This window comes from Streptosporangium sp. NPDC002721 (assembly GCF_042888905.1).
In the GTDB taxonomy this organism is placed as follows: Bacteria; Actinomycetota; Actinomycetes; order Streptosporangiales; family Streptosporangiaceae; genus Streptosporangium.
Genome location: NZ_JBIAQI010000017.1, coordinates 65,875 through 81,783, shown reverse-complemented (window position 1 = coordinate 81,783; position 15,909 = coordinate 65,875). Strand labels below are relative to the sequence as shown.

The 15,909-nt window shown below is 74.1% G+C and carries 6 protein-coding genes; all 6 read left to right on the top strand.

Translation table 11 applies throughout. From position 1 onward, the window contains the following. The first annotated feature begins 19 nt into the window (after nucleotides 1–19). Nucleotides 20–9,598 carry a type I polyketide synthase gene (locus ACFYWM_RS24475; RefSeq protein WP_389917760.1) on the top strand — a complete coding sequence of 3,193 codons (9,579 nt, stop codon included), beginning with the start codon at nucleotides 20–22 and terminating at the stop codon, nucleotides 9,596–9,598. A gap of 84 nt (nucleotides 9,599–9,682) precedes the next feature. Further along, nucleotides 9,683–11,284: a (2,3-dihydroxybenzoyl)adenylate synthase gene (locus tag ACFYWM_RS24470; RefSeq protein ID WP_389917759.1), complete on the top strand. Its 1,602-nt coding sequence runs from the start codon at nucleotides 9,683–9,685 to the stop codon at nucleotides 11,282–11,284. 133 nt (nucleotides 11,285–11,417) lie between these two features. Then, nucleotides 11,418–12,926, top strand: a complete 1,509-nt coding sequence (locus ACFYWM_RS24465) for an isochorismate synthase MenF (RefSeq protein ID WP_389917758.1) — start codon at nucleotides 11,418–11,420, stop codon at nucleotides 12,924–12,926. A 30-nt stretch (nucleotides 12,927–12,956) separates the two neighbouring features. After that, nucleotides 12,957–13,856, top strand: a complete 900-nt coding sequence (locus ACFYWM_RS24460; RefSeq protein WP_389917757.1) for an ABC transporter ATP-binding protein — start codon at nucleotides 12,957–12,959, stop codon at nucleotides 13,854–13,856. Next, nucleotides 13,853–14,626, top strand: a complete 774-nt coding sequence (locus tag ACFYWM_RS24455; protein WP_389917756.1) for an ABC transporter permease subunit — start codon at nucleotides 13,853–13,855, stop codon at nucleotides 14,624–14,626. The genes ACFYWM_RS24460 and ACFYWM_RS24455 overlap by 4 nt, the downstream gene beginning before the upstream one ends. A 378-nt stretch (nucleotides 14,627–15,004) precedes the next feature. Next, complete coding sequence (locus ACFYWM_RS24450; protein WP_389917755.1) at nucleotides 15,005–15,895, top strand: FG-GAP repeat domain-containing protein; 891 nt, start codon at nucleotides 15,005–15,007, stop codon at nucleotides 15,893–15,895. The last annotated feature ends 14 nt before the right edge of the window (nucleotides 15,896–15,909 follow it).

Below are 15,909 nucleotides of genomic sequence, written 5' to 3'. Positions count from 1 at the left end.
GCGCGAGAGAGGAAGGCAGATGGCAACCGAAGCACAGCTCGTCGAGTACCTGAAGCGAGTGACGACCGAGCTTCACGACAGCAGGAAGCGCCTGCACGCGGCCGAGGAGAAGGACCACGAGCCCATCGCCATCATCGGCATCGGATGCCGCTACCCCGGGGAGATCGAGAGCCCGGAGGACCTGTGGCGGGTCGTGACCGACAGGACCGACGCCATCTCGGCCTTCCCCGAGGGACGCGGCTGGGACCTGGAGACGCTCTACAACCCCGACCCCGACGCCGTCGGCACCTCGTACGTCGCCGAGGGCGGGTTCGTGCACGACATCACCGAGTTCGACCCCGCCTTCTTCGGGATCAGCCCGCGCGAGGCCGTCGCGATGGACCCGCAGCAGCGGCTGCTGCTGGAGACCTCGTGGGAGGCGATCGAGCGGGCCGGCATCGACCCGGCCACGCTGCACGGCAGCAGGACCGGCGTGTTCGTGGGCGCCAACAGCCCCGAGTTCCTCACGATGATGACGCAGGCCCCGCCGGAGCTGCAGGGCTACCTGATGACCGGCGTCGCCACCAGCGTGGTGTCCGGCCGCGTCTCCTACACCCTGGGACTGGAGGGCCCGGCCGTCACCATCGACACCGCCTGCTCCTCGTCGCTGGTCGCGCTCCACCTCGCGGTGCGCGCGCTGCGCAACGGCGACTGCTCGATGGCGCTGGCCGGGGCGGTGACCGTGCTGTCGACCCCCGGCACGTTCGTCGGCTTCAGCCGGGTGCGCGCACTGGCCCGGGACGGGCGCTCCAAGGCGTTCTCCAACGCCGCCGACGGCATGGCGCTCGCCGAGGGCGCCGGGGTGCTCCTGGTCGAGCGGCTGTCGGACGCCCGCCGCAACGGCCACCCGGTCCTGGCGGTGATCCGAGGGTCGGCGATCAACCAGGACGGCGCGAGCAACGGCCTGACCGCGCCGAACGGCCCCTCCCAGCAGCGGGTGATCCGCCAGGCGCTGGCCGACGCCAGGCTCGCCCCCGTCCAGGTCGACGTGGTCGAGGCGCACGGCACCGGCACCGCGCTCGGCGACCCGATCGAGGCGCAGGCCATCCTGGCCACGTACGGCCAGGACCGTCCCGAGGACCGGCCGCTGTGGCTGGGGTCGGTGAAGTCGAACATCGGCCACGCCCAGGCCGCCGCGGGTGCCGCCGGGGTGATCAAGATGGTGATGGCCATGCGCAACGGCGTCATGCCCGCCACCCTGCACGCCGAGGAGCCCTCCGAGCAGATCGACTGGACGGCGGGCGACGTGGAGCTCCTGACGGAGGCCCGTCCCTGGCCGGCGGGCGCGGAACCGCGCCGGGCGGGCGTGTCCTCGTTCGGCATGAGCGGCACGAACGCGCACGTGGTGCTGGAGGAGGCCCCCGCCCTGGAGGAGGCCGAGGCCGAGGCGCCCGTCGAGGTGCCGGTGGTGCCGTGGGTGCTGTCGGCGAAGACGGGCGACGCGCTCCGGGCGCAGGCCGGGCGGCTGGCGTCGTGGACGGCCGGGCGCGCCGAGCTGGGCGTGGCCGACGTGGCGCACTCGCTGGTGGTGTCGCGGTCGGCCTTCGAGCGCCGGGCCGTGGTGGTGGGGGACCGGGCCGAGCTGACGGCGACCCTGGAGCGGCTCGCCTCCGGCGCGGTGTCCGGCGCCGTCGAGGGAGCGGCGGGGACCGTGGGCAAGACGGTGTTCGTCTTCCCCGGTCAGGGTTCGCAGTGGCTGGGGATGGGGGTGGAGCTGCTGGAGTCGTCGGCGGTGTTCGCGGCGCGGATGGCGGAGTGTGAGGTGGCGCTGTCGGAGTTCGTGGACTGGTCGCTGACCGGTGTTCTGCGCGCCGAGGAAGGGCAGCCGGGGTTCGATCGGGTGGACGTGGTCCAGCCGGTGTTGTGGGCGATGATGGTCTCCCTCGCTCAGGTGTGGCAGTCGCTCGGGGTGGCTCCGTCGGCGGTGGTGGGTCATTCCCAGGGTGAGATCGCGGCCGCGGTGGTGGCGGGGGCGTTGTCGCTGGAGGACGGCGCGCGGGTGGTGGCGTTGCGCAGCCGGGCGATCGTCGCGCTCGCGGGTCAGGGCGGGATGGTGTCGGTGCCGTTGCCGTCGGAGCGGGTGGCCGAGCGGCTGGCGGCGTTGAACGGCCGGGTGTCGGTGGCGGCGGTCAACGGCCCGGCCTCCACGGTGATCTCCGGCGAGGTGGACGCGCTGGACGGGTTGCTGGCCGAGTGGGAGCTGGCGGGGGTGCGGGCCAAGCGGATCGAGGTGGACTACGCCTCGCACTCGGCGTACGTCACGGCGATCGAGGACGAGCTGAGGACGTCGCTGGCCCCGGTGACCCCCAGGGGCGGTGCCGTCCCGTGGTACTCGACGGTGCGGGGGTGCTGGCTGGAGGGTGTGGAGGCCGGTGGCGCGTACTGGTACGAGAACCTGCGCGAGACGGTGGGGTTCGGTCCGGCGGTGGAGGCGCTGGCGGGTGAGGGGCATCGGTTCTTCGTGGAGTGCAGCGCGCATCCGGTGTTGCGGATCGGGGTGCTGGAGAGTGTGGAGGCGGCCGGGGTCGCGGACGCCTGTGTGGTGGTGGGCTCGTTGCGGCGTGATGACGGCGGGTTGCGCCGGTTGTGGACGAGCGCGGCCGAGGTGTGGGTACGCGGCGGCGACGTCGACTGGGAGCGGACGCTCGCCCCGGCCCGGCCTCGCCGGGTGGACCTGCCCACCTACGCCTTCCAGAACCAGCACTACTGGCCGGCCAGCGTCCGGACCGGCGGCGACCTCACGCAGCTCGGCCTGGGCACCACCGGGCACCCGCTGCTGGCCGCCGCCGTGTCGCTGGCCGACGCGGAGGGCGTCCTGCTGACCGGCAGGCTGTCGCTGAGGACGCACCCCTGGCTCGCCGACCACGCGGTCAACGGGCAGGTGATCCTGCCCGGCACCGCCTTCGTGGAGCTGGCCGTGCGGGCGGGCGACGAGGTCGGCTGCGACCTGCTGGAGGAGCTGACGCTGCAGGCGCCGCTCTTCCTGCCCGAGACCGGCGGCGTGCACGTGCAGATCGCCGTCGGCGCGCCCGACCAGGACGGCAGGCGCGCGCTGACCATCCACTCCCGCGCCGACGAGGAGCCGTGGACCAGGCACGCGAGCGGCTTCCTCGCCAGGGACACCGCCGCGGCCACCTTCGCCGAGCCGTCCTGGCCGCCGCCGGGCGCGACGGCGCTGCAGGCGGGCGACGTGTACGAGCTGATGGCCGGGATCGGCGTCGACTACGGCCCGGCCTTCCGCGGGCTGGGCGCGGTGTGGCGCAGGGACCGGGAGCTCTTCGCAGAGGTCGCCCTGCCGGAGGGCACCGAGGCCGGCGAGTTCTGCCTGCACCCCGCCCTCCTCGACGCGGCGATCCAGCCGCTCGCGGTGGGCGGCTTCTTCGACACCGGGGCCGGGGGCGGCCCGATGCTCCCCTTCGCCTGGACCAACGTGCGGCTCGCGGCCACCGGCGCCGCCGCCCTGCGCGTGCGGCTCTCGCCCGCCGGGACGAACGGCGTCCGCGTCGAGGTCGCCGACACCACCGGCACGCCCGTCGCCTGCGTGGACTCGCTGGTCGTACGGGCGATGGCCGCCGAGGACCTGAAAACGGGCGCCGACCCGCTGCGCGACGCGCTCTTCGCCCTCGACTGGGTGGCGGCGCGTCCCGCGGCCACCCGAGAGCCCGCCGAGCCCGTCGAGGCGTACCACGTCATCGCCGGGGGAGACGGCTCGCGGCTCGCCACCGTCCTGGAGGCGGCCGGAGCGCGGGTCGGCACGCCCGACCCGGACGGGCCGCCGCCACAGCTGGCGTTCCTGCCCTGCGCCCCGGTCACCGAGGCCAACCCGGCGGACGGGGCGCGGGCGGCGACCACCGAGGTGCTCGCGGTGGCGCAGTCCTGGCTCGACCAGGAGAGGTACGCCGACGTCCCCCTCGTCGTCGTCACCCAGGGAGCCGTGTCGGGCGACAACCTGCCCGGCGCCGCCGTGTGGGGGCTGATCCGCTCGGCGCAGTCGGAGAACCCCGGCCGCTTCGTCCTGCTGGACGTCGACGGCACGGACGAGTCCTGGCGGGCCGTCCCGGCCGCCGCGACCTCGGGAGAGCCCCAGATCGCGCTGGTCGGGGGCGAGGCCCTCGTACCGCGCCTCACCCGCCACCCGAGCGGGGAGCCGGGCGACGAGACCGGAACCGGGAGTCGCGCCGCGAGCTGGGAGACCGGCGGGACCGTGCTGATCACCGGGGGCACCGGTACCCTGGGCGGCATCGTCGCCCGCCACCTGGTGACCGAGTACGGCGTACGGAGGCTGCTGCTGACCAGCCGCCGGGGCCCCGGCGCGGAGGGCGCGGACCGGCTCGTGGCCGAGCTCGCCGAGCTCGGCGCCGAGGCGACCGTCGCAGCCTGCGACGCCGCCGACCGCGCGGCGCTCGCCGCCGTGCTGGCCACCGTCCCGGCGGAGCACCCGCTCACCGGGGTGGTCCACGCGGCGGGCACGCTAGACGACGGCGTGCTGGCCACCCTCACCCCCGAGCGGATCGACGCGGTGCTGCGCCCCAAGGCCGACGCCGTGCTGAACCTGCACGAGCTCACCAGGGACCTGCCGATCTCGGCGTTCGTGACGTTCTCCTCGGCCGCGGGCGTCTTCGGCGGCCCCGGCCAGGGCAACTACGCGGCGGCCAACGCCTTCGTCGACGCCCTCGCCGTACGGCGACGCGCGCTCGGCCTGCCCGCCCTCTCCCTGGCCTGGGGCCTGTGGGAGCAGGACAGCGGGCTCACCGGCACCCTCGGCGAGGCCGACCGGGCGAGGCTGGCCCGTACCGGAGTCGTCCCGCTGACCACCGAGGAGGGCCTGGCCCTGCTCGACACGGCCTGCGCCGCCGACCGGGCGACGCTGGTCCCCATCCGGCTGGAGATGCGCAACCTGCGGATGGCGGCGCAGTTCGGCGCGCTGCCCCCGATCCTGCGGGAGCTGGTCCCGGTCTCCAAGCGGCGCGTGGTCGGCTCCGACCCGGCCGCCGCGTCGCAGCTGCGCGAGCGCCTGGCCCGCCTGCCCGAGAGCGAGCACCACAAGATCGTGATGGACCTGGTGCTCGACCAGGTGGCGACCGTGCTCGGCTACCCCGACCCGGGCGCCGTGGAGCAGGACCGGCCCCTCAACGAGGCCGGCTTCGACTCGCTGACGGCCGTGGAGTTCCGCAACCGGATGAACGCGGCCACCGGGCTGCGGCTGCCCGCCACGCTGATCTTCGACTATCCGACGCCCGTCGCCCTCGTCCAGTACCTGTGCGGCAGGCTCCTCGACGGCCCCAGGGCGGCGGTGTCCGGTCACGGCGCGATCAGCGCGGAGGAGCCGATCGCCATCGTCGGCATGAGCTGCCGGCTGCCCGGCGGCGTCGCCGGCCCGGACGACCTGTGGAACCTGGTGGCCGGGGAGGGCGACGCGATGTCGATGTTTCCCCCCGACCGCAACTGGAACCTGGACGAGCTCTACCACCCCGACCCGGAGCACCCCGGCACCACCTACGCGCGGGAGGCCGGGTTCGTCTACGACGCCACCGCGTTCGACCCGGCGTTCTTCAGCATCTCCCCCAGGGAGGCCGTCGCCATGGACCCCCAGCAGCGGCTGCTGCTGGAGGGGTCGTGGGAGGCGCTGGAGCACGCGGGCATCGACCCGGCCGCCGTGCGCGGCAGCAGGACGGGCGTGTTCGTCGGCCTGATGTACCACGACTACGGGGTGCACCTGCAGAACGCGCCCAGCGACCTGGACGGCTTCGTCGGCACCGGCGTCTCGGGCGGGGTCGCCTCCGGCCGGGTCTCCTACGCCTTCGGCTTCGAGGGCCCGTCGGTCACCCTGGACACGGCGTGCTCCTCCTCGCTGGTCGCGCTGCACATGGCGATGCAGGCGCTGCGCAGGGGCGAGTGCTCGCTCGCGCTCGCCGGCGGCGTCACCGTGCTGTCCACCCCCGCGGTCTTCGTCGACTTCAGCCGCCAGCGCGGCCTCGCCGCCGACGGCCGCTGCAAGTCCTTCGCCGACGCGGCGGACGGCACCGGCTGGGGCGAGGGCGTGGGCATGCTCCTGGTGGAGCGGCTGTCGGACGCCCGCCGCAACGGCCACCCGGTCCTGGCGGTGGTACGCGGCAGCGCGATCAACCAGGACGGTGCCAGCTACGGGCTCACCGCTCCCAACGGCCCCTCCCAGCAGCGCCTGATCGAGCAGGCCCTCGCCGACGCCCGGCTGACCAACGCCGACGTCGACGCCGTCGAGGGGCACGGCACCGGCACCACCCTCGGCGACCCGATCGAGGCGCAGGCCATCGTGGCCACCTACGGCCAGGACCGTCCCGAGGACAGGCCGCTGTGGCTGGGCTCGATCAAGTCGAACATCGGCCACACCCAGGCCGCCGCGGGCGTCGCGGGCATCATCAAGATGGTGATGGCGATGCGGCACGGCGTGCTGCCGCGGACCCTGCACGTGGACGAGCCGACCACGCACGTGGACTGGTCCGCGGGCGCGGTGCGCCTGCTCACCGAGGCCGTCCCGTGGCCCGAGACCGCGCGGCCGCGCCGCGCGGGCGTCTCGTCCTTCGGCATCAGCGGCACCAACGCCCACGTCATCCTGGAGCAGGCGCCGCCGGAGCCCGCCGCGACGCGGGAGGCCCCCGAGCGCCCGCTGATCCCGTGGGTGCTGTCGGCGAAGACGCAGGACGCGCTGCGGGCCCAGGCGCGCAGGCTGCGCGGCCACCTGGAGACGTGGACGGAGCACTCGGCGGCCGACGTCGCCCGGTCCCTGGCCACGACGCGCTCCTCGTTCAAGCGGCGGCTGGTCGTGCTCGGCGCCACCCGCGACGAGCTCGCCGCCGGGCTGGACGCCGCGCTGGCGCAGCGGCCCGCGGACAACGTGATCACCGGTTCGGCCTCCCGGGGCAGGACCGCCTACCTGTTCACCGGCCAGGGCAGCCAGCGGCAGGGGATGGGTGAGGAGCTGTACGCGGCCTACCCGGAGTACGCGGCGGCGTTCGACGAGGTCTGCGCCCGGTTCGGCCCCCACCTCGACCGGCCGCTGCGCGAGGTGATCACCGGCGACCCCGGCCTGCTCCAGCAGACCCGCTACACCCAGGCCGCCCTGTTCGCCGTCGAGGTCGCGCTGTTCCGCTGCCTGGAGGCCTGGGGGGTGCGCCCGGACCTCCTCGCCGGCCACTCCATCGGCGAGCTCGTCGCCGCGCACGTCGCGGGCGTGCTCTCGCTGGACGACGCGGTCAGGCTCGTGGCCGCGCGCGGCGCCGCGATGCAGGCGCTGCCGCCCGGCGGGGCGATGGTCTCGGTGCGCGCGGCGGAGGCCGACGTGCTGCCGCTGCTGGCCGGGTACGAGGACCGCGTGGGCGTCGCCTCGGTCAACGGCCCGGCCTCGGTGGTCCTGTCCGGCGCCGAGGAGAGCGTGCTCGAGCTGGCGGAGCTGCTGGCCGGGCGCGGGCACAAGACCAGGCGGCTCGCCGTCAGCCACGCCTTCCACTCGCCGCTGATGGAACCGGCGCTGGAGGACTTCCTGGACGTCGCGAGGGAGCTCACCTTCCACCCGCCCACGATCCCCGTCATCTCCAACGTCACCGGCGAGCCGGCCACCACCGAGGAGCTGACCTCGCCGGAGTACTGGGCCCGCCACCTGCGGCAGGCCGTCCGCTTCTGCGACGGCATCAGGACGCTGCACAGGCGCGGCGTCACCACCTTCCTGGAGCTCGGCCCCGACGCCGTGCTGTCGGCCATGGTCGGCGACTGCGTGGAGGGCTGGACCGGGGTGGCCGCCCCGGCGCTGCGCCGCGACCGGCCGGAGGCGGCCGCGCTGCTCGACGCGCTGGCCCGGGCCTCCGCGAACGGGACCGACGTCGACTGGGGTACGGTCGTCGGCGCGGGCGCGACCGTGCACCTGCCCACCTACCCCTTCCAGCGGCAGCGCTACTGGCCCGACCCGCCCCCGGCCGAGGTGGCCGAGGCCGACGTGGCGGCCGCACAGCCCGGCCGGGAGCTGTGGGACGCCGTCGCGCGCCGGGACCTGGACGGGCTGCTCGCCACGCTCGGCCTCGGCGCGGGCGCCACGCTGGACGACCTGCTGCCCGCGCTGGCCAGGCTGCACGGCGGCGCCGGCACCGGTGCCGAGCACCCGCGCCACCAGCTCGGCTGGCAGCCGCTCACCGACCTGCCCGCGCCGGTCCTGTCGGGCACCTGGCCGGTGGTCGCGCCGGACGACGCCACCGGGACGGACCGGGCCCTGGCGGCCGGGCTGGCCGCGCACGGGGCCGACACCGTCGTGCTCCCGGAGCTGCCCGCCTCCGACGCCGGGGTGGCGGGCATCGTCTACCTGCTGCCGGAAGGCGCTCCCCTCCCCGAGGTCGCGCCCGGTTCGGCGCCGGTCTGGGTCCTCACCCGGAACGCGGTCCGGGTCTCGCCGTCCGACGGGGACGTCGTGCCGGTGACCGTACGGGCATGGGGCGCGCTCAGGACCGCGGCCCGCGAGGGACGGCTGCGGGACGGCGGGCTGGTCGACCTCCCGGCCAGGCTGGACGAGCAGGTGCTGCGGCAGCTGTGCGTGGTCCTCTCCGGCGTGACCGGGGAGGACGAGGTGGCCGTACGGCTCGGCGGGGTGTTCGCGCGCAGGCTGCGGCCCGCACCGGGCCGGGGAGCGGCGCTGGGGACCGAGTGGCGGCCCGGCGGCACGGTCGTGCTGGCCGGTCCGCTCGACGAGACCGCCGCCGAGCTGGGCAGGTGGGCCGCGCGCAACGGCGCGGACCAGGTCATCCTCACCGAGCCCGACGCCAGGCTCGCGGACGAGCCCGGCGTGGTCGTACGGGCGATCGGCGACGGCCTCCCGGCCCTCCCGGTGCTCTCGGCCCTCCTGGACCTCCCGGTGACCGCCGTCGTCTGCACGACGCCGGAGGCGGCCCGGCTGTTCGACGAGCGGACCCGTCCGGCGGACCTGGCGGCCTTCGTCATGCTGGCGCCGGCGCGGGCGGCCTGGGGCGAGGACGGCGCCTCGGACCACGAGTACTTCAACGCGCTGGCCGTCGCGCGGCGCGAGGCGGGGCTGCCGGCGCTGTCCGGCGCGGTCGGCCTGAGGGAACCGGCCGACGCGGTCGCCGCCGTCCGCCACGCGCTGCGCCAGGGGGACACGACGCTCGTCGTCGCCGACCCGGACTGGATCGCGCTGGCCGCCGCGACGCGCTCGCCGCTCCTGGACGCCATCCCCGAGGCGGCGCTCGTCCAGGACGAGCCGGAGGACCTGGTCGACGGCGCCGCGGCCTTCCGCCGCCTGCTGGACGACAGCCCGGCCGAGGAGCACCACGGCATCATGCTCGACGTGGTGCGCCGCCAGGCCGCCGTCATCCTGCGGTTCCCGATGCCCGAGGCGGTCGAGCCCGACGCGGAGTTCTTCGAGCTCGGCTTCTCCTCGATGGCCGCGGTGGAGCTGCGCAACCGGATCGGCGAGCTGACCGGCATCGAGCTGGCCGCCGACGCCGTCTACGACTACCCCACCCCCGCCGAGCTGGCGGAGCACCTGCTCGCCGAGGCCACGGCCCCGGCCGCGGGCTGAGACGGCGCTAGGGCGGCGCTGCGAAGGCGCTAAGGCGGCGCTGCGACGGCGCCGAGACGGAACCGAGAGGGAAAGGACGACCCCGTGCTCGATGGATTCACCCCCTGGCCGCAGGAGTTCGCGGAACGCTACCGGGCGGCGGGCCACTGGACCGACGAGAACCTCGGCGAGTTCCTGCGCCGGCTGGCCCGCTCCCACCCGGACAGGACCGCCCTCGTGGTGGGCCCGCACCGGTGGACCTACGCCGAGCTGGACTCGCGGGCCGACCGGATGGCGGCGGGGCTGCACGAGCTCGGCATCGGCGCCGGCGACCGCGTCGTCGTGCAGCTGCCCAACGTGCCGGAGCTCGTGCCGCTGTTCTTCGCGCTGTTCAGGATCGGCGCCCAGCCGGTCCTGGCGCTGCCCGCCCACCGCAGCAGCGAGATCACCTACTTCTGCGAGTTCACCGAGGCGGTCGCCTACGTCGTCGCGGACACGCATCTCGGGTTCGACCACCGGGAGCTGGCCGCCGAGGTCGTCGCCCGCGTACCCACCGTCAAGCACGTCCTCGTCGCGGGAGACCCGGGTGGCTCGCACGGGTTCGTGGCGCTGGACGACGTGCGGGGCGAGCGCCTGCCCGACCTGCCCCGTCCCGACCCGGCGGGGGTGGCGCTCTTCCTGCTGTCCGGCGGCACGACCGGGGTCCCCAAGCTCGTGCCGCGCGCCCACCAGGAGTGGAGCTACAGCGGGCGCGCGGTCGCCGAGGCCTGCGGCTACGACGAGAACACCGTCCACATGGTGAGCCTGCCGCTCAGCCACAACTGGCCGCTCACCCACGGGCTGCTCGCCACCTTCCACGCGGGCGGGACGCTCGTGCTGGCACCGGGGCCGAGCCCGGACGAGTCCTTCCCGCTCGTCGAGCGCGAGCGGGTGACCGAGACCGGCCTCATCCCCGGCGCGGCCCTGCTCTGGATGGAGGCCGCCGAGTGGGGCGAGCACGACATCTCCAGCCTGCGCCGGGTGACCATCGGCGGCACGAAGCTGCAGCCCGAGCTGGCCCGCCGGGTGGAACCCGCGCTCGGATGCCGGCTCCAGCAGGCCTTCGGCATGGCGGAGGGCCTGTGCGGGTTCCACCGGCCCGACGACCCGGCGGACGTGGTCCTCGTCAGCCAGGGACTGCCCGTCTCCCCGGACGACGAGGTACGGGTGGTGGACGAGGACGACAACGACGTCGCCCCCGGCGAGGTGGGCCAGCTGCTGGCCCGAGGGCCGTACACCACCCGCGGCTACTACCGGGCGCCCGAGCACAACGCGCGGGCGTTCACCGCGGACGGGTTCTACCGCAGCGGTGACCTGGTACGACTGCTGCCGACCGGGCACGTGATCTTCGAGGGCAGGGTGAAGGACCAGATCAACCGGGGCGGCGACAAGATCGCCGCGGAGGAGGTGGAGAACCACCTCCTCGCCCATCCGACCGTCCGCGAGGTCGCCGTGGTGGGGCTGCCCGACGAGATCCTCGGCGAGCGCAGCTGTGCCTGCGTCGTACCACGCGGCACGCCGCCGACGCTGGCGGAGCTCACCGCGTTCCTGCGCGGGCGCGGCGTCGCGGCCTTCAAGTTCCCCGACCGCCTGCAGATCGTCGAGGCGCTTCCCCTCACGCCGCTCGGCAAGGTCAGCAAGAAGCGGCTCGCGGGCATGTTCGGCTAACGGAGGACGGTTCCCCATGCACCTGCCAGACACCGGCCTTTCCCCGAGCACGGGCCCTTCCCTGAGTATCGGCCTTTCCCCGAGCACCGGTTCTTCCTTGAGCACCGGCCCCTCCCCGAGTGTCGGCCCTTCCTTGAGCGCCGGCCCGCGCCCGGGGAGCACCGGCCCGCACCCGGGGAGTACCGGTCCGCGCCCGCGGAGCACCGGTCTTCCTCCGGGCACCGGCCCGCACCTGCCGGACATCGATCTGGCCGGATTCCTGGAGGTGCACGCGAAGGCGACCGCCGAGGCGCGCAACAGCGCGAGCAGGACCCTGGCGACCTGGCGCCAGGAGATCGACCCCGTCGATCCGGCCGAGCTCCTGAGTCCGGTGTTCGTGCGGACGAGGCGGGCCTTCGTCTGGGTGTCGCCGGAGTCGAGCGTGATCGCCATGGGCAGCGCGGCCGACTTCGTCGAACGCGGCGCGGGCCGCTTCGCCGGCATCCGTACGGGCTGGGAGAGAGCCGCGCGGAACGCGGTGGCCGGCGGGCCCGGCTCGCGCGGCACGCCGTCGCTGGTCGGCGGCTTCGCCTTCGCCCCGCGACCGGGGCCGCTCCCCGAGGCGCTGATGTGGGTGCCCAGGATCCTGGTCGCCCGCGACCGGGACGGGCGGACCACGCTCTCGCTCAGCGTGGGCGTCGATCCCGGCGACCCCGTGCAGGACGACGTGGCAGGGGTGATCGCCCAGGCCCGCGGCCTGCTCTCCGCCGTGGGCGGGCGACCGTGTCCCAGCCCCTACCTCGCGGGGACGACCGTCACGGAGGTCCCCTCCGCCGCCGAGTGGAAGGCGCTGGTCGCGCGGGCGGCGGACCAGATCGGCCGGGGCAGGTTCGACAAGGCGGTCCTGGCCCGCCAGCTGCGCGTGAGCTCGCCCTGTCCCTACGACGTGCCGTCCGTGCTGGGATCCCTGCTCCGCGCCCAGGCCGGGACCACCGTCTTCGCCGTCGCGGCCGACGGGCACGCCTTCGTCGGCGCCACCCCGGAAAGGCTGGTCAGCCTGCACGCCGGGCGGGCCAGGTCGATGAGCCTGGCCGCGTCCATGCCGCGCGGCGCCACCCCGGCCGAGGACGCCCGGCTGCGCGCCGCCCTGCTGGAGGACGACAAGAGCCGGCGCGAGCAGCAGGTCGTCACCGCGATGCTCCGCCAGGCCTTCGACCAGGTGTGCCGCGAGGTGTCGGTGCCCGCCGAGCCGCAGGTGCTCGACCTGCCGAACCTGCGCCACCTGCACAGCCGCATCGACGGCGTGATCGCCGACCCGGAGAACACCGGCGTGCTCGACCTCGTCGAGCGGCTGCATCCCACACCGGCCGTCGGCGGCCACCCCCGGCGCGGGACGCTCGACTGGATCTCCGCGACCGAGCCCTTCGACCGCGGCTGGTACGCGGGCCCGGTCGGCTGGATGAACGCCGACCAGGAGGGGGACTTCGCCGTCGCCCTCCGTTCCGCCCACCTGCACGAGGGGACCGCCACCCTGTACGCGGGGTGCGGGATCGTGGCGGGCTCCGACCCGGATGTGGAGCTCCAGGAGACCGGGCTCAAGTTCCGGCCTATGCTCGATGCCCTCGCCGTGCCCACGGGGCCGGACGGGGCGGGAACCTCTTGATCGGGAAACACGCACGAGAGGCACGGGAACGTGATCCAGATAGACGGACTGACGAAGCGCTTCGGCGACAGGACAGCCGTGGACGACCTGACGTTCACCGTCGAGCCCGGCCGGGTCACCGGCTTTCTCGGCCCGAACGGAGCGGGCAAGTCGACCACCATGAGAATGGTCCTCGGCCTCGACGCGCCGGACTCCGGGAGCGTGACGGTCAACGGCCACGGCTACGTGGGCGTGGCCAGGCCCATGCGTGAGGTGGGCGCCCTGCTGGACGCCCGCGCGCTGCACGGCGGGCGTACGGCGCGCAACCACCTGCTCTGCCTCGCCCAGACCAACGGCATCCCCGGCAAGCGGGTGGACGAGGTGCTGGAACTGGTCGGGCTGGAGTCGGTGGCGCGCAAGCGGGCCGGATCCTTCTCCCTGGGCATGGGCCAGCGGCTCGGGATCGCGGTGGCGCTCCTCGGCGACCCGAAGACACTGCTGTTCGACGAACCGGTCAACGGCCTGGACCCCGAGGGCATCAAGTGGATCCGCGAGCTGATGCGCGGGCTGGCCGGGGAGGGCCGCACCGTCCTGGTCTCCAGCCACCTGATGAGCGAGATGGCGCAGACCGCCGACCACCTCATCGTCATCGGCAGGGGAAAGCTGATCGCGGACACCGGGATCGGCGAGTTCGTCCGCCAGGGCTCCAACGTGCTGGTGCGGACGGACGACCAGGAGCGGCTCATCCCCCACCTGGTCGAGGCGGGCGGCTCCGTCCAGCAGGGCACCGACGGCTCCTTCGTCGTCACCGGGCTGGAGTCGAGGCGGATCGGCGAGGCCGCGCTGGCCGCCGGGGTCGTGCTGACGGAACTGACACCACAACGTTCACTGGAGCAGGCTTACATGGATCTGACCCGCGACAGCGTCGAGTTCCAGGCGAGTGTGGCATGAGCGCGATGGCCGACACGATGCGGTCGGAATGGACCAAGTTCCGGACGATACCGTCCAACGTGCCCGTCCTGCTGGCGACCGTCGCCGTCATGGTGGGCGCGGGCGCGCTCACCGCCAACGGCGCGGCCCGGGGCTATCGGGAGGCGGGGCCGGCGTTCGACGCCACCTACGTCAGCATGTACGGCGGGTTCCTGTTCGTCCAGCTCGCCGTGGCCGCGCTCGGCGTGCTGGTGGTGACCTCCGAGTACGCCACCGGGATGATCCGCACGAGCCTGACCGTGGTCCCGAGGCGAGGACGGCTGCTGGCCGCCAAGGTCTGGACGTTCGGCCTGGTCACCCTGGTGATGGGGGAGATCGCCGCCTTCGGCGCGTTCCTCCTCGGCCAGACCGTGATCGGCGCCGCGGGCGCCCCGCCCGCCTCGCTCGGCCAGCCCGGGGTCCTGCGCGCCGTCGCCGGCATGGGGCTGGTCTGGGTCCTGGTGGGTCTCATCGGCGTGGCGATCGGCTTCCTGGTGCGCGCCACGACGGCCGCCACGACCGTGGTGGTGGTCGTCAACTTCATCATCCCGATCATCGGGCCCAGGCTCATGCCCGAGGCCGCCGGGGACTGGGTGACCACGTACTGGCCGATCTCGGCCGGTCTCCGGATCACCACCACCGTCCAGGACGCGGAACGGCTGGCGCCCTGGACGGGGCTCGGCCTGATGGCCGCCTTCACCGCCGTCCTGCTGGCGGTGGCCTTCGCGGTGTTCCGCTCGCGGGACGCCTGACAGCGGTACCGGCTGTCTCACGGCACCGACAGCGGCTGTCGTATGGCACCGGTACCGGCTGCCTGACGGCGGCGGTACCGGTTGTCCGACGGTGGCGGTGCCGGCTGCCCTGTGGCGGCGGTGTCGACGGCGGTGGCACCGGCGCCCGACGGCGTCGGTAGCCACGGCAGCAGCACCGGCGCCCGACGGCGTCGGCAGCCACGGCAGCAGCACCGGCGCCCGAACGCCCGGCACGGCCGAACAGGCCCGCCGGGCGTCGCCGTGTCACGGCCCCTATTGACGGCTCTACCAGCGCTTTAAGTGGCCCTAGGGGTTACCCGCTTTCTCCCGCCTCGCGAATACTGAAGTTCGGTGAACCCGGTGGGAGGAGCTAAAAGAATGGCACCGAATTTCGCGAACGGTCAGTGCCGGTCCTTCCGCGGTGACGGCCGGCCGGACCTGCTCGTACGGAACACGGAAACGGGCGAGCTCTTCGTCTACCCGCACAGCGGTGAATTCAGGGGCACCGCCACGTTCGACGAGCCGGTCAGTATCGGCGAGGGGTTCGGCTGGTGGCGCTTCTTCTTCGTCCGCGCGATCGACGCCACCGGGGACGGGCAGGCGGACATCTGCGCGTTCAGCGCCCACGAGTTCGACATCAATCCCGGAGAGAACGGGGAGCACGGCTTCTTCCTGCTGCGGAACCTGGGCGCACCGGGTGAGATCGGCCCGTTCGCCGAGCCGATGCGGGTGTCCGGCAAGCGCGACGACGGCCGGCAGTGGGAGACGATCGGGTTCGCCGACGTGACGGGCACCGGCACGGACGACACGTTCGGCCGGGGCAAGGACGCCGGCAACGTGGACGTGTTTCCCCACCGTGACCTGGGCGTCCTGCGCAACGAGACCTACGACAAGGATCCGGTGCGGCTCACCGAGATCGACGTCGACGACCTCCCCGTCGCGATGGCCGACTTCACCGGCAACGGGAACCCCGACCTGCTGGTCCGCCGGGCCAACGGCGACCTGGACCTGTACGAGTTCGACGGCAGGCCGGGCACGGCGACCGGGGGCACCTGGCACACGGTCGCCACCGGCTGGCAGGACATGCGCCTGATGGCGCTCACCGACATCGACATGGACGGCCACCCCGACCTGCTCGGGCTGGACCAGGACGGCACGCTCGCCGTCCATCGGCACTGCGGGAAATTCAATCCCGAATCCCCGCTGGAGCTTTTCCAGGAGCCGGTAACCGTCGCCACAGGATTCGGGATCTACGACGTCATCAGCTGACCACTCCGTCGGAA